At 62.1% G+C, this 21,368-nt stretch carries 22 protein-coding genes and 1 tRNA gene; 3 read left to right on the top strand and 20 right to left on the bottom strand.

The window, feature by feature from the left end:
* Window positions 1-4 precede the first annotated feature (4 nt).
* The 6 genes from GGI60_RS06705 to GGI60_RS06680 form a co-directional block, all read right to left on the bottom strand.
* Window positions 5-808, bottom strand: coding sequence for an HpcH/HpaI aldolase/citrate lyase family protein (locus GGI60_RS06705; RefSeq protein WP_183914252.1), 804 nt, complete (start codon window positions 806-808; stop codon window positions 5-7).
* Between the two features lie 10 nt (window positions 809-818).
* Window positions 819-2,564 carry an L-arabinonate dehydratase gene (gene araD, locus GGI60_RS06700; RefSeq protein ID WP_183914251.1) on the bottom strand — a complete coding sequence of 582 codons (1,746 nt, stop codon included), beginning with the start codon at window positions 2,562-2,564 and terminating at the stop codon, window positions 819-821.
* Window positions 2,561-3,415, bottom strand: coding sequence for a carbohydrate ABC transporter permease (locus GGI60_RS06695; RefSeq protein ID WP_183914250.1), 855 nt, complete (start codon window positions 3,413-3,415; stop codon window positions 2,561-2,563). Before GGI60_RS06695 ends, araD begins: the two co-directional genes overlap by 4 nt.
* A 5-nt stretch (window positions 3,416-3,420) precedes the next feature.
* On the bottom strand, window positions 3,421-4,356 hold the full coding sequence (locus GGI60_RS06690) for a carbohydrate ABC transporter permease (RefSeq protein ID WP_097607437.1): 936 nt from the start codon (window positions 4,354-4,356) through the stop codon (window positions 3,421-3,423).
* Between the two features lie 141 nt (window positions 4,357-4,497).
* Window positions 4,498-5,733 carry an ABC transporter substrate-binding protein gene (locus GGI60_RS06685; protein WP_097607436.1) on the bottom strand — a complete coding sequence of 412 codons (1,236 nt, stop codon included), beginning with the start codon at window positions 5,731-5,733 and terminating at the stop codon, window positions 4,498-4,500.
* A gap of 60 nt (window positions 5,734-5,793) precedes the next feature.
* Window positions 5,794-6,858: an ABC transporter ATP-binding protein gene (locus GGI60_RS06680; RefSeq protein WP_183914249.1), complete on the bottom strand. Its 1,065-nt coding sequence runs from the start codon at window positions 6,856-6,858 to the stop codon at window positions 5,794-5,796.
* A gap of 264 nt (window positions 6,859-7,122) precedes the next feature.
* Between GGI60_RS06680 and GGI60_RS06675 the strand changes: the two genes are divergently transcribed.
* Both GGI60_RS06675 and GGI60_RS06670 read left to right on the top strand, forming a co-directional pair.
* The gene (locus GGI60_RS06675) at window positions 7,123-8,172 is read left to right on the top strand and encodes a LacI family DNA-binding transcriptional regulator (protein WP_183914247.1); all 1,050 of its coding nucleotides are present in this window, start codon (window positions 7,123-7,125) and stop codon (window positions 8,170-8,172) included.
* Between the two features lie 184 nt (window positions 8,173-8,356).
* Window positions 8,357-9,415 carry an LLM class flavin-dependent oxidoreductase gene (locus GGI60_RS06670; protein WP_183914245.1) on the top strand — a complete coding sequence of 353 codons (1,059 nt, stop codon included), beginning with the start codon at window positions 8,357-8,359 and terminating at the stop codon, window positions 9,413-9,415.
* A 90-nt stretch (window positions 9,416-9,505) separates the two neighbouring features.
* Here the strand turns inward: GGI60_RS06670 and GGI60_RS06665 are convergent, their stop codons facing one another.
* The 10 genes from GGI60_RS06665 to GGI60_RS32435 all read right to left on the bottom strand — a co-directional run bounded on the left by GGI60_RS06665 (window position 9,506) and on the right by GGI60_RS32435 (window position 18,092).
* On the bottom strand, window positions 9,506-10,543 hold the full coding sequence (locus GGI60_RS06665; RefSeq protein ID WP_183914244.1) for a 4-hydroxyproline epimerase: 1,038 nt from the start codon (window positions 10,541-10,543) through the stop codon (window positions 9,506-9,508).
* A 35-nt stretch (window positions 10,544-10,578) separates the two neighbouring features.
* Window positions 10,579-11,829 (bottom strand): FAD-binding oxidoreductase, encoded by a 1,251-nt coding sequence (locus GGI60_RS06660; protein ID WP_183914242.1) that lies wholly within the window; start codon window positions 11,827-11,829, stop codon window positions 10,579-10,581.
* Between the two features lie 84 nt (window positions 11,830-11,913).
* A complete protein-coding gene (locus tag GGI60_RS06655) occupies window positions 11,914-13,191 on the bottom strand; it encodes an alpha/beta hydrolase (RefSeq protein ID WP_183914240.1) in 1,278 nt (425 codons plus the stop codon).
* Between the two features lie 596 nt (window positions 13,192-13,787).
* Window positions 13,788-14,669 carry an aldo/keto reductase gene (locus GGI60_RS06650; RefSeq protein ID WP_183914239.1) on the bottom strand — a complete coding sequence of 294 codons (882 nt, stop codon included), beginning with the start codon at window positions 14,667-14,669 and terminating at the stop codon, window positions 13,788-13,790.
* A gap of 260 nt (window positions 14,670-14,929) precedes the next feature.
* Window positions 14,930-15,598: a class I SAM-dependent methyltransferase gene (locus tag GGI60_RS06645; RefSeq protein WP_183914238.1), complete on the bottom strand. Its 669-nt coding sequence runs from the start codon at window positions 15,596-15,598 to the stop codon at window positions 14,930-14,932.
* Window positions 15,599-15,816: 218 nt separating this feature from the next.
* A complete protein-coding gene (locus tag GGI60_RS06640) occupies window positions 15,817-16,116 on the bottom strand; it encodes a hypothetical protein (protein WP_183914237.1) in 300 nt (99 codons plus the stop codon).
* Between the two features lie 154 nt (window positions 16,117-16,270).
* On the bottom strand, window positions 16,271-16,642 hold the full coding sequence (locus GGI60_RS06635) for a cell surface protein (protein WP_183914236.1): 372 nt from the start codon (window positions 16,640-16,642) through the stop codon (window positions 16,271-16,273).
* A gap of 191 nt (window positions 16,643-16,833) precedes the next feature.
* Entirely contained in the window at window positions 16,834-17,154 is a 321-nt protein-coding gene (locus GGI60_RS06630) for a hypothetical protein (RefSeq protein WP_183914235.1), read from the bottom strand.
* A gap of 222 nt (window positions 17,155-17,376) precedes the next feature.
* Window positions 17,377-17,964 carry a hypothetical protein gene (locus GGI60_RS06625; protein ID WP_183914234.1) on the bottom strand — a complete coding sequence of 196 codons (588 nt, stop codon included), beginning with the start codon at window positions 17,962-17,964 and terminating at the stop codon, window positions 17,377-17,379.
* Window positions 17,964-18,092 (bottom strand): hypothetical protein, encoded by a 129-nt coding sequence (locus GGI60_RS32435; RefSeq protein WP_281414005.1) that lies wholly within the window; start codon window positions 18,090-18,092, stop codon window positions 17,964-17,966. The genes GGI60_RS06625 and GGI60_RS32435 overlap by 1 nt, the downstream gene beginning before the upstream one ends.
* Window positions 18,093-18,228: 136 nt before the next feature.
* Between GGI60_RS32435 and GGI60_RS06620 the strand changes: the two genes are divergently transcribed.
* On the top strand, window positions 18,229-18,654 hold the full coding sequence (locus GGI60_RS06620) for a hypothetical protein (protein WP_183914233.1): 426 nt from the start codon (window positions 18,229-18,231) through the stop codon (window positions 18,652-18,654).
* Window positions 18,655-18,697: 43 nt separating this feature from the next.
* Here the strand turns inward: GGI60_RS06620 and GGI60_RS31900 are convergent, their stop codons facing one another.
* The 4 genes from GGI60_RS31900 to GGI60_RS06605 form a co-directional block, all read right to left on the bottom strand.
* Entirely contained in the window at window positions 18,698-18,895 is a 198-nt protein-coding gene (locus GGI60_RS31900; RefSeq protein ID WP_246720328.1) for a hypothetical protein, read from the bottom strand.
* Entirely contained in the window at window positions 18,892-19,353 is a 462-nt protein-coding gene (locus GGI60_RS31895) for a DNA methyltransferase (protein WP_312862794.1), read from the bottom strand. Before GGI60_RS31895 ends, GGI60_RS31900 begins: the two co-directional genes overlap by 4 nt.
* Before the next feature lie 149 nt (window positions 19,354-19,502).
* Window positions 19,503-19,579, bottom strand: a tRNA-Arg gene (locus GGI60_RS06610).
* 123 nt (window positions 19,580-19,702) lie between these two features.
* Window positions 19,703-21,223, bottom strand: coding sequence for an ATP-binding protein (locus GGI60_RS06605; protein WP_183914232.1), 1,521 nt, complete (start codon window positions 21,221-21,223; stop codon window positions 19,703-19,705).
* Window positions 21,224-21,368 lie beyond the last annotated feature (145 nt).

Below are 21,368 nucleotides of genomic sequence, written 5' to 3'. Positions count from 1 at the left end.
ATCCTCAATAGGCAGCGGCTGGTGCCGCGACAGGAGCCGCCTGCCCTTTCAGGCTGCCTAGCCAGTCATTGGCGCGGCCGGTCATCATCGCGATGTCGGAAGCAATTGCCGCAAAGTCGTAGCCGTAGCCGAGGAAGCGCTTGACCATATCGGGATTGGGGCCGACGATGCCGACCGGTTTGCCGGCGGCATGGGCGTCCTTGGCCGCCTTCTCGATCAGCTTCTGGACCTCCGGATGGGCGATATTGCCGATATGGCCCATGGCGGCCGAAAGATCGCCCGGACCAACGAACAGCGCGTCGATACCATCGACGGCGGAGATCTGCGGCAGCCGCTCGATCGCCTCCGGAGTTTCGAGCTGTACGATGGTGCAGACTTCGCCATTCGCCCGCTTCAGATAGTCCGGGATCGTGCCGAATTTCGAGCCACGATGAACGGCAGCGACGCCGCGAATGCCCTGTGGCGGATAGCGGGTGTAGGACGCCGCCGCGCGGGCCTCCTCGGCGGTCTGCACGAAGGGCAGCATGACCGTGCGCGCGCCGGCATCGAGCACGCGCTTGACCAGCACCTGATCGTTCCAGGCAAGGCGCACCACGGCCTCGGCCGGCGTGCAGCCGATGGCGCGCAGGATGCCCGCCACGTCCGAAACCTCGACCGGCACATGCTCCATGTCGACGACGAGAAAGTCAAAGCCGGCATAGCCGAGCGCCTCGGCCGTTGCCGGAGCCGCGGCCATCAGCCATGTGCCGAGCGGTGCTGCCCGATCCTTTTCGGCAAGCCATGCCTTGAAATGATTGGTCAGGCTCATCGTCGTCTCCTCAATAGATCGCCGGATCGGGCACCACGGCCGTTCCGCTTAAGAAATCGAAATCACAGCCCTGATCGGCCTGGCTGACATGCTGCTGGTAAAGGGCTGCGAAGGACCGCTGGTAGAGCGGCGGGGCTGGTCTCCACGCCGCGCGGCGGCGGACAATTTCCGCCTCATCGACCCGCATGTTGATGGTCCCGGCGATTACGTCGAGTTCGACGAGGTCGCCGGTCTCCAGGAGCGCCAGCGGTCCGCCGACGGCGGCCTCGGGAGAGACGTGCAGGATGCAGGTGCCGTAGTGCGTACCGCTCATCCGGCCGTCGCTGATGCGCACCATGTCGCGCACACCCTGCTTCAGTAGCTTCTTGGGGATCGGCAGATTGCCCCATTCCGGCATGCCCGGTGCACCCACCGGGCCGGCATTGCGCAGCACGATCACTGTATCCTCAGTGATATCGAGATCGGGATCGTCGAGTGTCGTGTTCATGACGCCCGGACTGTCGAAGACGATAGCTGGGCCGACATGCTTCAGGAACTTCGGGCTGGCCGCGGAAGACTTCATGACGGCGCCGTTCGGCGCCAGATTGCCGCGCAGAACTTCCAGCGTCTTGCCGCGCGATAGTGGCACCACCGGATTGTCCTCGCCACGAATGACGTCGTCGTTCCAGCAGTCCGCCCCGGCAATATTGTCGCCGAGCGTTTGGCCATTGACCGTCGGTCGCGTCAGATCGAGGTGATGCGAAAACTTGTTGAGAAGCGCCAGAAGACCGCCGGCGAAATAGAAATCCTCCATCAGGTATTCGCCCGATGGAAAGACGTTGACCGCCACCGGCACCTTGCCGGCCATCGCCGCCATGTCGTCGAGCGATAGATCGACACCGGCACGGCGAGCCATGGCGACCAGATGGACGGCCGCATTGGTGGAGCCGCCGAGCGCCATATAGGCAACCAAGCCGTTGAGAAAGCTCGCCCTATCCAGGATATCGGAGGGTTTCAGATCTTCCCAGACCATCTCGACGATCCGGACACCACAGGCCGACGCCATGCGCGGATGACCGGAATCGGTGGCGGGGATGGAAGAGGCGCCCGGCAGCGTCAGCCCCATGGCGTCGACGATCGATGTCATCGTCGAGGCGGTGCCGATGGTGTTGCAGGTGCCGGCCGAGCGCGTCATACGGCTTTCGAGGTCGATCCAGTCCGACTGGGTGATATTGCCGGCGCGCAGTTCGTCCCAATATTTCTTGGTATGCGTGCCGGCGCCCGTCTTCATGCCACGCCATTGCCCATTCGACATCGGACCTGCCGGGCAGTAGATCGCCGGAATATCCATCGAAATCGCGCCCATCAGCAGGGCCGGGGTAGACTTGTCGCAGCCGCCGAGCAGCACGGCCCCATCGACCGGATGCGATCGCAGCAGTTCCTCGCATTCCATAGCGAGAAAATTGCGGTAGAGCATGGTGGTCGGCTTCACCATGACCTCTCCGACCGAGAGCGCCGGCATTTCGACCGGATAGCCGCCCGCCTGCCAGACGCCGCGCTTCACCGCCTCGGCGCGATCGCGCAAATGCGCATGGCAGGGGCTCATCTCGCTCCAGGTGTTGATGATGCCGATCACCGGCCGGCCCATGAACTCGTCGCGGCGCATGCCCATCTGCTGCGTGCGCTGCCGGTGGGCAAAACCGCGCATATCATCCGAGGCGAACCAGCGCTGGCTGCGCAGTTCCGAAAGATCGCGTCTCTTCTTCACCTCGCTCATCCCTTGATGCCTCCCGCCGTCAGGCCGGAGACGACGCGCTCCTGGAAGATGACGATGAGGATTGCGACCGGCACGATGCCGGCGACCAGCGCTGCCGAGATCACCGGCCAAGGAAAGGCGAACTCCCCCTGGTAAAGCTGGATGCCGACCGGCAGCGTGCGCAAGGACGGGTTGGAGTTGAAGGACAGGGCCAGCAGGAATTCATCCCAGGCATTGACGAAGGCGAGGATGCCGGCTGTGAAGACACCGGGCGCGCAGAGCGGCACCACGACCTTGAACAGCGCACCCATGCGCGTGCAGCCGTCGATCATCGCGGCATTTTCCAGATCGCGGGGAATGCCTTCGAAGAAGGAGACCAGCATCAGCGTGCAGACCGGCAGACTCAGCACCGTGTAGGGCAGGATCAGCGCCGTCCAGCTGTTGAGGAGATTGAGCGCCCGCATGATTTCGAACAACGGCACCAGCAGCGTCACCAGCGGGAATGTCGAGACGGCGATGATCAGCGACAGGATCAGCCCGCGATAGGTCAGATTAAGCCGGGCGAGCGCATAGGCCGCCAGCACCGCGACGAACAGCGTCAGCGCGGTCGACAGCAGCGCCACCATGAAGCTGTTGAACAGGAAGATGTGCAGCGGCTGGTCGGAGAAGGCCTGCACATAGTTCTGAACGGTCGGCGCATGCGGGATCCAGGTAATGGGCTTTGCCGTCAGCTCGGCTTCGGTCTTCAGCGATGTAAACAGGATCCAGAGCGCCGGGAACATGCCGTTCACCAGAAGGATGCCGGCAGCGATGACACGCAGAGGCTTGCCGGACAGGAAGGACGCCGAACCGGGGACTGTCGTCGTGCTCATGAATGTTACTCCTTGGTCCGGATCATGCGGAGATAGACGGCCGTCACGCACATCGACAGCGCGAACATCACGACGGCGAGCGCCGATCCATAGCCGAGATCGAGGAAGGACACGGTGTTCTGGTGGATGTACATGGCAAGCGTCGCGGTGGATGTGCCCGGCCCGCCGCCCGTCATCATGTAGGGGATGTCGAAGGTCTGCAGCGCGGTGATGGTGCGGAAGATCAGCGCAACGACGATCGAAGGCTTCAGAAGCGGTAGGGTGATCTCGAAGAACTGGCGCAGCCGTCCGGCGCCGTCCACGTCCGCCGCCTCGTAAAGCGAGCGCGGAATGGTCTGCAGACCGGCCAGGATGATCAGCGCCATGAAGGACGACGTCTTCCAGATGATCGTCAGGCAGATGGCGGCGAAGGCCCAGTCCGGTGAGTTGAACCAGATGATCCCCTCGAACCCGAGGCGGTTCAGCACATCGTTGACGACGCCATATTCCGAGTGGAAAAACCACGCAAAGATCAAACCGGCAAAGGAAAGCGGCAACGCCCAGGGAATAAGCAGCGACAGCCGGACGGGCCACTGCGTCCGGAAGGGGAGGTTGGCGAGCAAGGCAAGTGCAAGCCCCAGCAAAAGCGCGCCCGGCACGGTGATCAGTGTGATCAGGATCGTATTCCAGGTGGTTTCCCAGAATACCGGATCGTCGATCATCAGGCGGTAGTTTTCCAGCCCGGCGAATTCCGCCGGCAGGCCCGAGGTGAGCGATAGGTTGAGGAAGCTCGTATAGATGAGCCGACAGACCGGATAGACGATGATCAATGCCAGAAGAAGGCCGGCCGGCGCGAGGAGCAAAACGGCAAGGGCACGGTCGCTGAGATCGAGCCACCGAGTCCAGACCGCCGGCTGATGCTCGCGCGTATCCGTCGCCTTGAGTGTGGTTGTCGTCGCCATGGTCTCGTTCCGAAACGTTGAGAGGTTTGAAGGACAAGGCCGATGCCTCGTCGGTTGCAACCGGATGCTGCTCGTCCGCCTTGAGGAGGTTTCCCCTCCCCGGAGGAAAGGGAGGGGATTGCGCAAGGAGTTAAGGGCTCCTCACCGCAGAATGCGTTTCAAGCGTGCGCCGATCTGATCGGCACCGTCTTCCGGCGTGGTCACGCCGGCAAGAACGGCGTTGACCGTGGTGCGGATGACTTCACTTACTTCGTTGTAGCGCGGCGTCACCGGGCGCGGCTTGGCGGTCTCGACCACCTGCAGCGCATCGGCAAACCACGGCGCACTCTTCGTCACCTCGGCGTCCTGGTAGAGACCAGCATAGGTCGGCAGCAGCGAGCCGTTGATTGCCATGAACTTCGAAACTTCTTCAGATGACAGGTACTCGACCAGCTTCTTCGCTTCGTCCTGATGCTGCGAATAGGCGGAAACGCCCCATTCCCAGCCGCCGAGGCAGGTTGCCTGCTCGCCGCCGGTCATGGCCGGCAGACGGGCAACGCCGACCTTGCCGGCAACCGCGGAGTCCTTGCCCTGCGCCTGCGCCCAGGCATAGGACCAGTTGACGGCGAAGATGACGTTGCCAGCCTGGAATTCCTTCCGCGTGTCGTCGGTGCCGACTTCGGCAATGTTCTTCTTGGCAACGCCCTCGTCGGCAAAAGCCTTCCAGAGACTGAGCGATTTGATGGCCGCGTCGCGATCGAAGGTCAGGCGACCGTTATCGGTCAGCGTCTTGCCCTGACTCCAGTACGGCAGCAGGAAGGTGCAGACCGCGCCTTCGATCGCCTTGCCCTGGAAGGACAGACCCTGGAGATCGGCATTTCCTTCACCTTCGGCGATCTTCTTGGCGGCGACTTTCAGCTCATCCCAGGTCTTGGGCGGCTCGATGCCGTATTTTTCCAGAAGGTCCTTGCGATAGTAAAGGAACTGCGAATCCGCGAAGGCCGGCAGCGCGATCACCTTGCCATCGACGGTGTTGGCGCCCGCATAGGCCGGCAGATAGGAGGACATGTCCTTGCCGGGGAAATCGCTGGTCCAACCGGCAGCTGCAAATTGCGCCGGGCGGATGACGTCGAGGATCAGAACGTCGAGAGAGGTGTCCTTGGCCGACATCACGGTGTTCAGATATTGCGCCTGGGCTTCGGACGTGTTGCCGCCGGTCTCGATCTTGACCTTCACATCCGGATTGGCGGCTTCATATTTGTCGAGCGCCTTGCGCCAGACGTCCGGCTGGTGCTGGCTGGAGATGTAGATGTTGAGCGCCGTCTCGGCCGAAGCCGGCATCGCGACGGCCAGCATGGCACCGCAGAACAATGCACCGGTTAATTTCGAAAAAGTCATGATTTCCTCCCGTTTGATGTTTGGTCGCGCGATGTTGGCATCCTCCCCCGCGCAGGGTCGTCAATGGACGGCGCGTTCCGTCGCGGCGTCAAAAAGATGGATTTTCGCGGGATCGACGCCGATCTTCAGCGTTTCGCCGGCCTTAACCCGCGTCTCCGGCGGCATCCGGGCCGTCAGGGTTTCGTTGCCGACGGCGAAGTGGACGAGCGTATCGGAGCCGAGCGGCTCGACGACCTGAACGTGACAGGTCAGGGCGACCTCCGACGCGTTTGCGGTGAAATGCTCCGGACGGATCCCGACGACGAATTCGCGGCCATCGACCGCGGGGACCTGGATTGCCGACAGCGGCAGGCGGTCTCCGTTGGCAAACACCAGATGGCCGCCATCGGCCCTTGCCTTGGCAAAATTCATCGCGGGCGATCCGACAAAGCCGCCGACAAAGACGCTGGCCGGGCGGTTGTAGACCTCGTCCGGCGTTCCGACCTGCTCGATCTCGCCGCCGCGCAGGATGACGATCCGGTCGGCCAGCGTCATCGCCTCGACCTGGTCATGAGTGACGTAGATGATTGTCGTGCCGATTGCCTGATGCAGCTTCTTGATTTCGGTGCGGACCTGGCCGCGCAATTTTGCATCCAGATTGGACAGCGGCTCGTCGAAGAGAAAGACCTGCGGACGGCGGACGATGGCGCGGCCCATGGCGACGCGTTGGCGCTGGCCGCCGGACAACTGGCCAGGCCGGCGATCGAGCAGATGGGAAATGCCGAGCATGTTGGCGGCCTCATCGACCCGCACCGCAGCTTCTCCGGCGCTGATCCCGCGCACCTTCAGGCTGAAACCCATATTCTCCCGAACCGTCTTGTGCGGATAGAGCGCGTAGTCCTGAAAGACCATGGCGATATCCCGTTCACGCGGCGCCAGCCGGTTGACCACACGGTCGCCGATCCTGACCTCGCCGCCGGTGATCGCCTCCAGCCCGGCAACCATGCGCAGGGTCGTGGATTTGCCGCAGCCCGACGGACCAACGAAGACCACGAACTCACCGTCGGCAATCTCAAGATCGATGCCCTTGACGATCCGAAGGGCACCATAACTCTTGTCCAGCGCCCGCAGGCTCACTCCCGCCATTCAAACCTCCCGGAGACGGAATCGCGTCCCGTGCCCATCTTCATTTCCCGCAGCAATAATAGCGCTACGATTTTCTTTTGCAAGCCTCACCGTTGAAAATTGCCGCGGGTGAATTCGGACAGGCCAGACCCGGCAGGGCAAATTTGCCGACTTATTGAGTTTTATCAGGCAAATGAGCGCAATTCCCGTCAATGGGAATTGTTCAACGCAAGCCTATGGGTTATCATGCAATGAAATAATAGCGCTACTATACCGACGGGATAAATGGTGGATACTCAACGCTCCGCGAAGCCGACCCGAAAACGCCGCAAGATGCAGCGGGTGACGATGATGGATGTCGCGGCTCGGGCCGAGGTCTCGCCGTCGACCGTCTCGCTCTATCTGCGCAAACCGGACGCCGTATCGGCGTCGGCCAGCGAGGCGATCGCAAAATCGATCGAGGCTCTCAACTATGTCCCGAACCTGATGGCGGGAGGGCTCGCCGCCGCCTCTTCGCGCGCCGTCAGCATCATCGTGCCATCGGTACGCAATGCCTTCTTTGCCGAAACAGTTGCAACCATGCAGGCCGAACTGGGCAAGGAGCGGCTGCAGGTGCTGCTCGGCCACACCGAATACAGCGAGCGCGAGGAGGAGAACCTCGTACGAATGGCCTTGTCCTGGGCGCCGGCGGCGATCGTGCTGACGGGGCTTAGCCACAGCAATGCGACCAGGAGGCTCCTGCGCGAAAGCAGTGTGCCGGTGGTCGAAATCTGGGAACTCGGCTCAGAGCCTATCGAGATGGCCGTCGGTTTCCACCACCAACAGGTCGGCCACTCGATGGCCGCGCACCTTGTTCAACGAAATCGCCGCAATCTCGTCTTTCTCGGCGCCCGACTGCAGGAAGACAAAAGAGCGGCGCACCGCGCCGAGGGATTTGTAGAGGAAGCCCGCAAAACCTCGGGTGCTACCGTCGAGATCATCCAGCATCCGGCACCGTCGAGCGCCGAAGTAGGCGCCATGCTGCTTGGCGAAACCATGCGGAAATTTCCACAGGTGGATGGCATTGCCTGCTCCAACGATCATATGGCGCTCGGCGTAATCTTCGAATGCCAGCGGCTCGGAATCAACATCCCCGGACAGCTTTCGGTGATCGGCTTCGGCGATCTCAGCTTCAGCGCCGCCTCAAATCCCTCGCTCACCACCATCCGTCCGCCGGGAGATCTGATCGGCACGGAGGCTGCGCGCCTGATCCTTGAGCGCATAGCCGATAGTGGCGAAAGAAAGCCTACGGTAATCGATACTCGTTTCACGCTGCTTCATCGGCAAAGCAGTTGAGGAACACAATCTGCCGCACGCGCAACCCCGCTTCGAAAATTGATCTACGAAACAGGAAACGGATAAAGGCGCCGTTCCTTCCTTCGACAGGCAAGGGCTGCTACCAGAAACACTGGCGCCGGAAACCGGGCCGATAGAGAACCGCCGCGCGAGATCGCGCCGAGGAGACCGGAGACACCGACATATGACCACCGCCTGCGAAGTCAGCTGGTTTTCCGCTCTGTGCGACGACGACTACGAATTCCTCGGCTTTCCCGATCCACGGCTGCTATCGAGTTTCGAACACTGTCGCGATATCGTCCTGCAGGCCGAAAGCGGCGGCTTCGACAATATTCTGCTTCCGTCCGGCTATGCGCTCGGCATTGATACGACAGCCTTTGCTTCGGCGATGGCGACGCTCACGCGCCGGATCAAACTCCTGATGGCAGTTCGCATTGGCGAAAACTGGCCGGCGCAGTTGGCCCGCCAGATCGCCACCATCGACCGCATCGCCCATGGCCGCCTCTCGGTCAACATCATCTCCAGCGAGATGCCCGGAGAAACCCTTGCGAGCGGCCCGCGCTACGCCCGCACCATCGAGGCCATGTCGATCCTGCGCACGCTGCTTGATGGAAAGCCGCTCGATCACGACGGCACCTTCTGGAAGCTGAAGGTCGATCCGCCGCGGATCGCTCCGCTGTCGGGACGCTGCCCGCAATTCTATTTCGGCGGTCTATCCGAGGATGCTCGCGAAGCAGCGGCAGAAGGTGCCGACATCTATCTGATGTGGCCGGACCGAATGGAGGCCGTCCGTGAGACGATCGCCGATCTTCGCAGCCGGGCACAGGCGCGTGGCCGCGCGCTCCGCTTTGGCTACCGCGTGCATGTCGTCGTCCGCGAAACCGAATCTGAGGCACGACTTGCCGCCGACCGGCTGCTGTCGAAACTGGATGACGCCACGGGTGCAGCCATCCGGGCGAAATCGCTCGACAGCCAGTCCGTCGGCGTCAGGCGCCAAACCGAACTGCGCGACCAGGCCGGCAACGAGGGTTATGTCGAGGACAACCTCTGGACAGGTATCGGCCGCGCCCGCTCCGGCTGCGGTGCTGCAATCGTCGGCGATCCCGACCAGGTTCTGGCCAAACTGCAGGCGTATCGCGCGGAGGGAATCGAAGCTTTCATTCTTTCGGGCTACCCGCACACCACCGAGGCCGATCTTTTCGCACGTCTTGTTTTGCCACGGCTGGATCATGGGCCGCTTTGACGAGACCTATCGAAACCTTCTCGCCTTGGTGGGAGGCGAATCGAAGATGTAATGCGGTGCGCTTTGGAATAAGACGCAGCCTACCCCGGTCTAAATCTCCCCCGCCGACGGCCCCCAGACATCCGTCAGGGCAAAGCCGCCGGGATGCGGGTCGAAAGGATCGAGCGCCACCTGGGTAAGGCCGAAAGTGAAGCCGCGGCCGGTGATCGTGGGAATGACGGCGGGGCGGCCGGCGACCTCGGTCACCGCCTGCAGGCCGATCGCGAACTGCGAGCCGATGATCGATTTCGAGGTGAAGACGTCGCCGACGTTCGCCCTGCCGCGGGCATGGAGTGCGGCGAGATTGGCGGAATTGCCGGTGCCGCAGGGCGAACGGTCGGCCCGCCCAGGCCACATGGTGGTGCAGGTGCGCACCGTGCCGTCGGCCTCGGTATCGCGGAACATCACATAGGCGACGCCTGAGATTGCCGGGATTTCCGGATGGACGACCTTGATGTCGCGGTTGATCAGATCCTTGAGAATCATGCCGGCCTGGACGAGGCCGGCGGCATTGGCCTTCTCGATCGTCAGATTGATCTGGCCGACATCGACCAGCGCATAGAAGATGCCGCCATAACAGAGATCGGCTTTGATCCTGCCCCAATGCGGTGTGTCGATCTCGACGTCGAGTTCATGGACGAAGGAGGGCACCATGGTGAGCTTGACCTTCTCGCAGCGCCCGTCGCGGCAGGTCGCCGTCGCCTTGACGAGGCCGGCGGCGGTTTCGAGCGTCACGATCGTCTCCGGCTCCGTCATCTCGACAATGCCGGATTCGAGCAGCGCCGTGGTCACGCAGATCGAGTTCGAGCCGGAGCTCGCATGCGCCTGGTCGGGCTGCAGGATGATGAAGGCAGCGTCCGCTTCCGGATGCCTTGCCGGCAGCAGCAGATTGACCGAGCCGATCGGGGCGCCGCGCGGCTCCAGGCAGAGGAAGCGGCGCAGCTCGTCGCCCTTCGGATCGGTATTCAGCCAATGCAGCTGAGCGGCGATGGTATCGCCCGGGATCTTCGGTACACCGCCGATCGCCACACGGCCGATCTCGCCTTCGGCGTGGACATCCAGCAGCTGGATTGTGCGCTTCCATCTCATATCGAAAACTCCGGTGCCGAGGTAACGGTTCTCATTCAGTATCGGTCGATGCGGAACGGGGTCGGGTCGACCGGCGGCTCAATGCCCGTCACCATATCGCCGATCAGCCGCGCTGTCGTCGCCGCATAGGTCAGGCCGAGATGGCCGTGGCCGGTCGCATAGAAGATCCCCGGCATTTTCGACGAGGGTGAAATGATCGGGATCGTATCGGGTAGCGCCGGGCGATGGCCCATCCAATCCGTCGCCTCCTCGAGTTTCAGGCCGGGCAACGCGCGCCGGGCGTGACGCACCAGCACGCGCGGGCGGCGGAAATCGGGCGCGGCATCGAGACCAGCGAGTTCGACATTGCCGCCGACGCGGATGCCACCCGCCGTCGGCGTCACCATGAAGGCGCGCGCCGGCCAGATCACCGAATAGCGCATGGAGATGCCCGGCTTCATAATCTGCGTGTGATAGCCGCGCTCGGTTTCCAGTGGGATCGGCTCGCCGAGCTTTTCGGCCAGAAATCGGGTGTGGACGCCGGCGGCAAGCACGACGGAATCGGCCTCGAGGCGGCGGCCATCATCCAGGAGGACGATGACGGCGCCATCACCCTTGCGCTCGATGTCGCTGACGGCGCCGGAGACGAAGGCCGCGCCCGCCGCTTTGGCCGCCTCGGCCAGTTTGACCACCAGTCGATAGGGATCGCGGATCGACTTGTTGTCGGGCAGCAGCACCGCCTTGGCGATGGCAGGCGAAAGGGCCGGCTCATAATATTGGATGGCGCCGTTGCTCAAGACTTCGAATTCGAGGCCGTAGCGCTGCATCATGGCGAGGTGGCCGCGGTCGGCGGCAAATTCCGCTTCCGTCTCGTAGATCGCCAGACACCCCTCCTCCGTCATCAGCTCGGAGGCGCCGATCGCCTGCAGCATCTGCCTGAAATCGCCGAGCGCGCGCTGCGACAAGCTCATGCCGGCATCTTCGATTTCCCTGAGGCGCGACGGGCGGCCGGAGGCAAGGAAGCGCAGGAACCAGGGCAGCATCTTTACCGCATAGGAGGGCCGCAGCCAGACCGGGCCTTCGGGATCGAGCAGCCAGCCGGGCATTTTCTTCCAGGTCGAAGGGCCGGACCCGGCGGCAAAATCGAGGGCGATGCTCGCCATATTGCCGAAGGAAGTGCCGCGTCCCGGCTCGCCTTTGTCGACCAGCGTCACTTGAAGGCCACGTCGCTGCAAGTCGAAAGCAATGGAGGCGCCGATCACCCCCGCGCCGACGACAACAACCTTCTTCTTCGTCTCTTCAGCCATGCCATCAACCCAACCGCACGGCAGACAAGTCCGCCGCTTCGTCAATCTGATATATCAGAACGACGGTGATTGCCTATGAAATTTTTACTGAGTGGCGGGCAGGCCGGCGCCGACGCTGTCGCCGACCGAACCGACGGTGTTGTCCATCGACTGGCCGAGCCGCTTCAGCTGGGCGTCGTAGTTGCGCCGCGTGCGCGGATCGAAGATGGCGATCGGCGTGCTGACGGCGACGCTGACCGCACTTCCGGCGGTCTGAGCCGCCCCCATCGCCACCGCGCCGACGGCCTCGCCGAGACCGACATTGGAATCGGTGATTGTCTGGCCGGCGATCAGCCGGTCGCCGATCAGCTTCACCACTTCGGGGCTTTCGGCGAATTTGCCGTGGTTCAGCCGGTCGCCGCCCTTGAGCTTGGTGAGATCGAGCACGGTGATGCCGGCCGCTTCGAGCTTGCTGCGATAGGGCTCGGCCGAGGGGTCGATCTGGCCGAGGCGATCAATATTGCCGGAAATGCGCCGCGACAAGGCGAGCGCCCGGTCGTCCTGCGAGACGAAGATGGTGAAATGCGGCCTGTCCTTGCCGAGGCTTGCGAACTGGCGGCCGAAGACGTCGACATCGAGATCCGGCGAGGCGAGGATGACATTGTTGATCTTGCCGGCAACCTCGCCGTTGCGGATTGCCATTTGCCTGAGCGCTTCGACGGTGAGCCAGGTGCCCATCGAATGCGCCATGATGGTGATGTCGCTGACGGCGGGATTGGCAGCGGTGCGCGTCAGCAGCTCCTCCAGCGCATCGCGGGAATAATTGGTGCTTTCCTTGTCGTAATTGTAATCGAAGATGCTGGCGCGCGACGGCCAGGTAAAGACGACGGGCGCGACATCGGCATGTGAATCATGGACGATCTGGGCGAAGCGATAGACGGCGTCCTCATAACGATTGTTGAAACCGTGCACGAAGACCAGCACCCGGCGGCTTTTCGGCATATGGGCCTTCAGCCAGGTCTCGCCCGCCCGCTCGCCTTCGAGCGGATCGACGGACACGGTGACGAAATCGCGTAAGGGGTCGGCCGGCAGACGCTTCGGCCATTGCACCTGGCCGATCTTGCGATTGGCATCCGGCGGGATAGAGACTTCGACGGCGTTGACGGTGAGCCCAGTGCCGCGTTCGCCAGAGAAAAGCACAGCGGGATTGTCGTCGGCAGCCCGCGTCGTCGCCACCAGCAGATCGACCTTCGAAGTGCCGGGCGGCACGGTGCCGGCGGCTTGCATGACACCAACCGGCCTGCCGCCGCAGCCGGCGAGCATAAGCGCTGCAACCAGAAGACCTGTCAGGGCCGCATAGGGCGCGCGCCATGTGCCGATCATGACCAAACTCCAACCGGTGCGCGCACCGGACAGGGGCGCCCGTTCAAATAGTCCGACGACGCTTGCCGAGTCAAACCGCGGTGAAGAAACTGGTGGGAAAAAGAAAAGAGCCTGGCGCGGGAGGAGGTGCGCCAGGCTCTTGATCCTGACTGACAACTGGGAGGAGGAGTGTTGTCAGTCCGATGTAAGAGCGCTGGGAGGAGGAGTGCGCTGCTTACGGAGATATATGTACCCCACGTATTTGATCGGGAATAGCGAAAATACCGCAATGCAGCAATGCGCTGAATGCAAGGCTTGCCCTCAAATCGCCAAGTCAACGCCTCATTTTGCGGCATGTTTGACCAAGTGGTCAAATTCTGATGAAAAATAAGGCCGCGCTGAGCGCCCACGGCTCGCCCAGCCCAAGCACCTTCCCAACCCCCCACAATGGGAGGGACTAAGCCGCAGCACCTGGGGGCGACCAAAGAACAGTCTTCCCGGCTGTTCCCGTTCTACGGATTGGCATGAGCGACGTAATGGAAGCGGTGCGGCGTCCCGCCCCCTCCCCCATGTGGGGATGGGTCTTGATGGGAACTGCCATCGGCTGCAGTCGCCCCTCACGCCGCCTTGAATGCCTTCCGGCCTTCGGCGTCGAGCGCCGAGAACTCCTCGTCCGAGAGGCTGATACCAACGGCCGCAACGTTTTCCTCCAGGTGCTTGACCTTGGACGTGCCGGGGATCGGCAGCATCACCGGGCTGCGCTTCAGCACCCAGGCGAGCGCGATCTGGCTCGGCGCGGCATTATGCTTCCTGGCGATCGTATCGAGCAGCGAACCTGATTTGGCGAGATCGCCGGCGGCGAGCGGATACCAAGGGATGAAGCCGATATTGTGCTTGGCGCAATAATCGAGCACATCCTCGCTGGTGCGATCGACGAGATTGTAGCGGTTCTGGACGGTGGCGACCTTGAAGTGCTTCGAGGCTGCCTCGATATCGGCGACGGAGACTTCGCTCAAGCCGGCATGGCGGATGAGGCCGGCGTCGAGCAGCGACCTGATCGCATCGAACTGTTCCCTGGCCGGCACTTTCGGATCGATACGGTGAAGCTGCCAGAGATCGATCCGCTCGAGCCCGAGATTCCGCAGGCTCTTGTGCGCCTGCTGGATCAGATATTCGGGACGGCCAACCGGCAGCCAGATGTCGGGACCGTGGCGGGTGAGCCCGCCCTTGGTGGCGACGACGGACTTGCCACCATAGGGATGCAGCGCCTCCTTGATCAGGCATTCGGAAACGTCGGGACCGTAGGAATCGGCTGTGTCGATGAAATTGACGCCAAGCTCCGGCAGGCGCTTCAGCGTGCGGATCGATTCAGCGTGATCTTCGGGCTCGCCCCAGATGCCCTTGCCGGTGACGCGCATGGCGCCGAAACCGAGGCGGTTGACCTCGATCTCGCCGCCGATCTTGAAGGTGCCTGACGTGGCTGCGTTGTGACTGGCCATGATCTTTCCTCTCTTGGTCAATGAAATTTTTTGGAGTCTGCGGGACGGCGGAACCCTGCCGGCCAGCGGCTGAAAGCGGCTTTCGAAGCGCGACTGCCCGCCCTGTCCTTGGCGCTGGCAAGGTGGTGGTGAGCAATGCGGGCGCTGCAACGCTTGAAATATAGGATGGTGCTACAGGGATAACAGGGATGGCGCGGGAAACATGGCGTCAAAGCGACGCCGGAGCGGATGACGGCGGCTCTTGCGTCGGCGCCTGCTGTTTAGGCGCCCGTTTCGCCGGAAAAGGCAGCGACGTCGATTTCGACGTCGCTGCCGCGGTATCGCAGGCGCTCGCGGGAAAGCTCCAGCGGCTTGCGGCGGGAAATCCGGTAGACGGAGGCCGGCGGCAGATTGCGCACCGTACCGCCGATGCGCACGGCCTTCAGGCCGAGGCGGTCGAGGATCGGCCGCGGCACCGGACAGCGCGGGCCATAGGTGAACTGATAGACCGCCCCGCCCGGCCGCATATAGGTGAAGACGCCGGCAAGGATCGAGGCGATCTTGCGCGGCGACATCGACAGAAGCGGCAGGCCGCTGATGACGGCGCCGACCGGTTCGTCCTCGAAAATATCGGCCTGGGCAAGGTGGGCGGCATCCATCTGCAAGACGCGCGCCGCCGGGAAACGCGCCTGCAGCGCATCGATAAATTCAGGCCCATATTCAATCAGGGTGAGATCCGCCTCGCTGATGCCGCGGGCGAGCAGCGCCCGGGTGAACACGCCAGTGCCCGGGCCGAGCTCGATGATCGGCCCATCCAGTGCGGCAATTTCGCTGGTCATGATCCTGGCCAGGGAATCGCCCGACGGCGCAATGGCCGCCACCCGAAGCGGGTTGCTGACCCAGGAGCGGAAAAAATGCAGGAAGTCGAAGCATGCAGCCTTTGCGGTCATGACTGTTCCACCTGTCTGAAATTCAATTGAGTATCAATGCGACCATCGCGGCCAGCATGGCAATTCCAAGGCAGAGACGTCAATCGCCTGTGCAAGCCGGCGTTTGCGACGATTTTTCCAGCGGCGTCCGGCATGTTTCTGCATCCATCGCAATTTCGGCCACCACCCGGATGGAAAAGGGCGGCCCGGAAGCCGCCCCTCACACCGATCGCGTGGCCTCAATAGTTGCAGCTGGAGCTGCTGGTCGGGTTGAAGCCGAGCTTGCAATCCATGTTCAGCGGCTTCTTCGGGTTCATCATATAGGGTGAAGCCATGGTCTTAGGGCCGCGCTCGCCGATCGAACCGGTGGTGCGCCTGTCGTGCTGCATCTGGGTTTCTTCTTGGGCAACCGGCTGCTTGACCGCGCCCTGCTCCGTCGCGCTCGACTGGAGGGGAGCCGCTTCGGCCGAAAATGTGGAAAGGCCGACCATTGCGCCGAGGGCCGCCGCCGCCAGGCCGCTCTTGAACGTCGTGATCATGATCGTCTCCTTGGGAGGATTTGAGGGAATTTACGCCGAGGAGTTGGGAAGCGGATCTGTCACATACTACCGCACCGCAACAGGGTCACGAACATGTGAGCGGCGCCCCGAGATAGAAAAAGGCGGCTCATCGCCGCCTCTTTCCTTTGCCGGCTCAATAGCCGTTATCGCAGGGCATGCTGCCGGGACCGATCGATCCTGAAAACGTAGGGTTGCACATTGTCGGAGCCGCCGGCCTGTTGACGGGCTGGCGGATGACCGAGGCTGTCGCGCCGGGCTCGACGCCGAAGGCGGCCAGCGGATACCAATACCCATCGGAATGGCGGCGGGTGCCGGGGCGTTCCGCGGCATAGCCCCGATAGCCGTGCCAGGTGCCGGCATGTGCCTTATATTGCACTGCTTTCGCCTCAGAGATGATGGCCGGCCGAAGCGTGGGAACGGGCGCGGCCTCAGCCGGCGGGATTGCCGCGAGGGCGACAAGGGTGCCGAGGGCGGCGGTCAAAGGGACAAGGCTGAATATCTTCATGATAAACCCTCCTTCGTGGATTTACCTCAAGAAAATGCCTTTGCGGCGAGTGGAGTTCCGCCATCACGCGCAGCTTCCAAAACTCGTGATTGCAGGCGATCCGGCGTGACCTTACCGCGAGAATTTGTGAAAAGTCGCAATCAGGCGAAGCGCACCGACGGCGCTGGCAAGTAAATATGAATTCTCTGTTCTCAATTCGCGTATAATGTGCGGTAGCCTTGGCCGGAGAGGCAGGCGACATATTGCCGGTGGGCGGCGGCACGTGCCGTCGTTTCGGCTTCCAGCGCATCGGCCTGGGCATATCCCGTCAGCTGCGCGCGCAGCTCATACTGGCGCTTCGCCTCGTCATACATGGCATTGCCGTCAGTCATGCAGATGCCGCGTGCAACGGCCGGCGGGTTGACCGGCACGCCGACGGCGAGCAGCACCGGGTCATTGGCATGGTCGATGCAGCCGGCAAGAACCGCCAACATCGCCGCCGCGCCCAGAGCCCGAAAAATTCCCATCGCCATGCATTCCTCCGGTCGAAAGCGCGTCAAACATCGTCACGCTCGCGGATACACCAGCAAGGTTGCGCGAAGCTAGGCATGCCGGCAGCAGGCTACTGCTCCGCGAGATCATTGTCTTATCTTGCGGACTCATGAGGAGTTCCCCACCAAAATCTATATAGCACTGCGGAATCCCGAAATTGGTAGGGGCATTGAAATCATTGCCTCTTCCCTCGCCCCGACCGCTCACGAGGCGCGGCGAATTTCGGGATCCCGAAGCGGGGGAATTTCGGGATCCCGAAGTGGCGCTTTTTTCTTTCGGCCGACCCGCCTGCGTTTGTCGGCGGCAAGCTTGCGGTCGACCTCCGACCAATTCCGGCATCTCTCCGCCGTGCATCGCCGCCAATCGTTCGTGGGCGGAGCGCCTTCATGGTCACCGACAAAGGTCAGGGTGAAGAGGTTCGGATGCGCGACACCGCTGCCCGCCCGGCCGCGGCGGACCTTGATCAGGCCCTTATAGTCCAGCTCGTCGAGGGCATCGGCCACATATTCACCGGTGACGCCATAGGAAACGAACTGCGGATGGGTGACGACAAGCCTGCCATTTGCCAGGGCGGCGTGCGCGGTGTGCTCGATGATGATGCGGAAGAAGGCGCGGCTGGCATTGGCGCTCAGTGAGGTGAACGCCGGCGATTCCAGCAGCTGGATCGTCAACCATTGCCAGCGAAGGCTGCCGTCATCACTCCCACTCGGCGGCTTGGTATATTTGCGCACGAGCGACCGCGTCTTGCCGGCACTGGTACGGCTCTTGTCACGAGGGTTGAATTCCGCCATCAGACCCCCACCTTGGCTGCCAGCACGTCCTTGCGGGAGACGCCGGAAGAACTCGTTTTTTCATACCTGCGAAGGGGACGGCGGACCCAGGCGCCCACATCGCCAATCGCTACAATATTCTTCGACATTCAACATTCCATGGTTGCAATGGGGAGCAATCTAGCGTAAGAACGTTCCATGAACTAGGAAAATAATCTTAGTCGTTTTGATGTCACCTGATCCCGTCGGACGGTGACAGGTCATTGCACGCGGTTGGAGGCCAGGATGCAAACGTTCGGCATGAGGGAGAAGGGCGCGATGGTCTATGGCCAGCGGCTGCTGGCATTGGTTTCGATCTTGCTGGGAAGCACCGTCCAGGCTTTTGCCTGCGATCAGCCGATCGTGATTTCCAATTGGTCGCTCTGTGCGACCGGCAATGTCAGCGCTGAAGGCGGCGCCGCTGATTGGAAAGTCGTTCCTGCATGGACTCGCCAGAAAGCCATAAGCGCGTATTTCGGAAACGAGCCGCGGCTCTTGGCAAACCACGGCCTTTGCAACGAAAAATTCCAGCGAGTCGTAACCTGCCTGCCGGGTTGGCAAATGGGCAATCCGGATGAGTGCTCTTATCTGATCTGCAGTGGCTATTACTCATCCGCGTTCGGGAAGAGAGAAAGGGAAGCCTTTGAGAGAGACTTCCCGACCGCTCAATAGTTTTGCTTCGCTGCCTTGGGGCCGCCACGTCTTGGCAAGTTTGTTATCCGCCCGTATTCCTGAACACGAGGCACTGGGTGAAGCGGTTGCCGCTTTCCTCTGCTTCAGAGCAATTCACCATGATTTCCCCTTCGAGCGTCATGACCTCTGACAAAGCTCGTCCCAGATCCCAGACAAGGGGAGAGACTTGTTCGTTGGTCAGATTGTCGGCCTGAACGACTAGGTAGGCGTTCGTCTTCATGCGTTGGCAGATCCGGCCGAATATTTCCTGCATCTTTTCAAATAGATATCGTAGCCGTCATAATCGGGATCGCCGTTATAAAGCGGGTTCCATTTGTGCCAATGGGGCATGTATGGCGGCGATGTGATGCAGAAATCCATCTCGGGAAGATCGAAGGCTGCCAGCTCGGCGCTATCGCCGCAGATGAGATGATGCTTTGCCGTGATGCGTTCCCTGACCCATTCATATCGCTGCCGGTCGGCTTCTATCCCATAAGGGAGCCTGCCCCTCTGCTCGCAGACAAAGAACGTCGTTCCCAAGCCGACAAAGGGATCGAAGACGGCGTCTCCTGGTTTTGTAAACCGATCAAGCAATGCCGACACCAAAGCGCCGGTGAACCTGATTTCACCGCCGTTCTGAAAATCCGGCAAGGGGAATTGATGTCGGTTGTAGACCGTCAATAAGTCTGAGATTGTCACGACAAACTCCTCCGCTCACATCGGTTACCGGGCACAGCTCCTCAGCAGGGACCGGAAGAGCTGCAGCGTCTGGTCGCGACCCGGCGGAGAGCACACCAGATGTCGTTACCGTTCAGGAGCCATGCGGAATGCAGATAATGAAAAAGGAATGGCGCACCCGAAGAGATTCGAACTCCTGACCCCCAGATTCGTAGTCTGGTGCTCTATCCAGCTGAGCTACGGGTGCGTGGCAGAAGCGGCGGTGCCGCTTGCGTGGGCGATCCTCTAAAGGGTCCTTTCGGACAATGCAAGAGCATTTCTGAAAAAATCGCGTCTTTGCCTGTTTGCGGCCGCGCCGGCTGAAATTCCGTCACTTCTCGCCGTGCGTCCGGTTCCGGTAATCGTCCAGCGAAACCGGGCGATCGGGGATTTCGATGCGGAACTGGGTGCCGACCGTTGGTTTTTCCACAAGCGCGATGGTGCCGCCATGGGCGAGCACCAGTTCGCGGGCAATGGTGAGACCGAGGCCGGTGCCGCCGGAACGGGCCGAACCGCGGAAAGCGGCAAACAGGTTCTGGCGGGCCTTCAGCGGCATGCCGGGACCGGTATCGTCCACGGTGATGCTGACGACGCTACCGACGCGCTGGGCGGAGACGGTGATGCGGCGAATGGCGCCGGGGCCGCCCTCTCCCGGCGCGGTCAGCGCCTGCAGGGCGTTGCGGCAGAGGTTGTGAATGATCCGGAAAAGCTGTTCGCCATCCGCATCGACCTCGAGATCGGCAGCGAACTGCTCGATGAATTCGATGCCGCTGTGCGGATCGATCGCCAGCATGTCCCTGACGTCCTGGGTCAGCTCCAGCAGTCGGACATGGCGGCGGCGCGGGGCGGATTCGCTCGCCTTGCCGTAGGACAGCACCTCCGTGGTATAACCGACCGCCCGGTCGATGGTGCGTAACAGCTTCGGCGCGAAGCTCTTGACCATCGGATCATCGACATCAACCAGCCGGTCCGACATCAGCTGCGCAGAAGCCAGGATATTGCGCATGTCGTGATTGATCTTGGAAACGGCAAGCCCGAGCGCTGCCAGGTTCTTCTGCTGCTTCAGCGTCTTCTGCAGCTCCATCTGCATCGAGGTGAGATTGCGGCCGGCGACCGCCAGCTCGTCGCGGCCGCCGTCGCCGATATAGACATGGGCCGGGTTTTCGGGATCGGAGGAGAATTGCTGCATGCTGCCGGTCAGCCGGCGGATCGGGCCGATAAGGAGGCGGTTGATCGCAAAGAAGATCAGTGTCGCCGTAAACAGCGAGATCAGCACCGACAGCAGCAGCACGTTGCGTGAATAGGCGAACATCGCCGTGCGCAGCGGACGGTCCTTCATCACCACCTCGACGCCGACCTTGGTTTCGCCGACAGGACCATAGACACGGATAATGCGGCTGCCGCCGAAGATCAGGGTGTCGAGTGCGTCGCGGATCGCCGTCAGCGGCGGCACATCGGTCAGATCATAGGATTCGTCGACGGAGGTCGGCATGTCGGTTGTCGCCAGAAGCCGCGAGGTGCCTTCCTTGCGCAGCACGATCGCCTTGGTGCCGGTCGCCTCCAGCGTCTCCTTCTGCAGCGCGCGCGGCAGCTCGATCGGCTGCAGCCCATCGATGACGATGGCGGCGGCGGCGGCCGTGTTCAGCCTGTCCTGCAGCCAGCGCATGCGCATGCTGGCGACCGAGGGGAAGAAGATCAGGATTTCGGCGAGCATGATGAAGAAGACGGTGAGCCAGAGCAGCTTACCGGACAATCCGCCGAACATGCCGACAGACGGGCACCGTCCCTTGGCGGCCTCGCCGGCCGCCGGGATGTGTGCCGAAGGATCGTCGCCCTGGTTTCGAACCGGCATTTGAGTCTCGCCCGACTAGCGGCATGCGCCGCCCTCACCCGCTAGAGCATGATGTCGTCCGAAAACCGCTTACACTTTTCGGCATCATGCTCTGGAGCCTTATATTAGACCAACAGGCTCCGCTTTCAAATCTTTGCGATCAGCG

The sequence above is a fragment of the Rhizobium lentis genome (assembly GCF_014200175.1).
Taxonomy (GTDB): Bacteria; Pseudomonadota; Alphaproteobacteria; order Rhizobiales; family Rhizobiaceae; genus Rhizobium; species Rhizobium mulingense.
Note: the sequence above shows the minus strand (reverse complement) of the source record. Positions and strands in the feature narration are given on the sequence as shown.

Bases quoted from the DNA above. Each gene is read 5' to 3' on its own strand.
- GGI60_RS31900 (WP_246720328.1), bottom strand. From the start codon at position 18,895: ATGAAGACGAACGCCTACCTAGTCGTTCAGGCCGACAATCTGACCAAC.
- GGI60_RS06695 (WP_183914250.1), bottom strand. From the start codon at position 3,415: ATGAGCACGACGACAGTCCCCGGTTCGGCGTCCTTCCTGTCCGGCAAG.
- GGI60_RS32435 (WP_281414005.1), bottom strand. From the start codon at position 18,092: ATGTCGAAGAATATTGTAGCGATTGGCGATGTGGGCGCCTGGGTCCGC.
- GGI60_RS06660 (WP_183914242.1), bottom strand. From the start codon at position 11,829: ATGGCTGAAGAGACGAAGAAGAAGGTTGTTGTCGTCGGCGCGGGGGTG.
- GGI60_RS06650 (WP_183914239.1), bottom strand. From the start codon at position 14,669: ATGGCCAGTCACAACGCAGCCACGTCAGGCACCTTCAAGATCGGCGGC.
- GGI60_RS06620 (WP_183914233.1), top strand. From the start codon at position 18,229: ATGCAAACGTTCGGCATGAGGGAGAAGGGCGCGATGGTCTATGGCCAG.
- GGI60_RS06640 (WP_183914237.1), bottom strand. From the start codon at position 16,116: ATGATCACGACGTTCAAGAGCGGCCTGGCGGCGGCGGCCCTCGGCGCA.
- GGI60_RS06635 (WP_183914236.1), bottom strand. From the start codon at position 16,642: ATGAAGATATTCAGCCTTGTCCCTTTGACCGCCGCCCTCGGCACCCTT.
- GGI60_RS06670 (WP_183914245.1), top strand. From the start codon at position 8,357: ATGACCACCGCCTGCGAAGTCAGCTGGTTTTCCGCTCTGTGCGACGAC.
- GGI60_RS06605 (WP_183914232.1), bottom strand. From the start codon at position 21,223: ATGCCGGTTCGAAACCAGGGCGACGATCCTTCGGCACACATCCCGGCG.
- GGI60_RS06645 (WP_183914238.1), bottom strand. From the start codon at position 15,598: ATGACCGCAAAGGCTGCATGCTTCGACTTCCTGCATTTTTTCCGCTCC.
- GGI60_RS06680 (WP_183914249.1), bottom strand. From the start codon at position 6,858: ATGGCGGGAGTGAGCCTGCGGGCGCTGGACAAGAGTTATGGTGCCCTT.
- GGI60_RS06655 (WP_183914240.1), bottom strand. From the start codon at position 13,191: ATGATCGGCACATGGCGCGCGCCCTATGCGGCCCTGACAGGTCTTCTG.
- GGI60_RS06665 (WP_183914244.1), bottom strand. From the start codon at position 10,543: ATGAGATGGAAGCGCACAATCCAGCTGCTGGATGTCCACGCCGAAGGC.
- GGI60_RS06630 (WP_183914235.1), bottom strand. From the start codon at position 17,154: ATGGCGATGGGAATTTTTCGGGCTCTGGGCGCGGCGGCGATGTTGGCG.
- GGI60_RS06675 (WP_183914247.1), top strand. From the start codon at position 7,123: ATGGTGGATACTCAACGCTCCGCGAAGCCGACCCGAAAACGCCGCAAG.
- araD (WP_183914251.1), bottom strand. From the start codon at position 2,564: ATGAGCGAGGTGAAGAAGAGACGCGATCTTTCGGAACTGCGCAGCCAG.
- GGI60_RS06705 (WP_183914252.1), bottom strand. From the start codon at position 808: ATGAGCCTGACCAATCATTTCAAGGCATGGCTTGCCGAAAAGGATCGG.
- GGI60_RS06690 (WP_097607437.1), bottom strand. From the start codon at position 4,356: ATGGCGACGACAACCACACTCAAGGCGACGGATACGCGCGAGCATCAG.
- GGI60_RS06685 (WP_097607436.1), bottom strand. From the start codon at position 5,733: ATGACTTTTTCGAAATTAACCGGTGCATTGTTCTGCGGTGCCATGCTG.
- GGI60_RS06625 (WP_183914234.1), bottom strand. From the start codon at position 17,964: ATGGCGGAATTCAACCCTCGTGACAAGAGCCGTACCAGTGCCGGCAAG.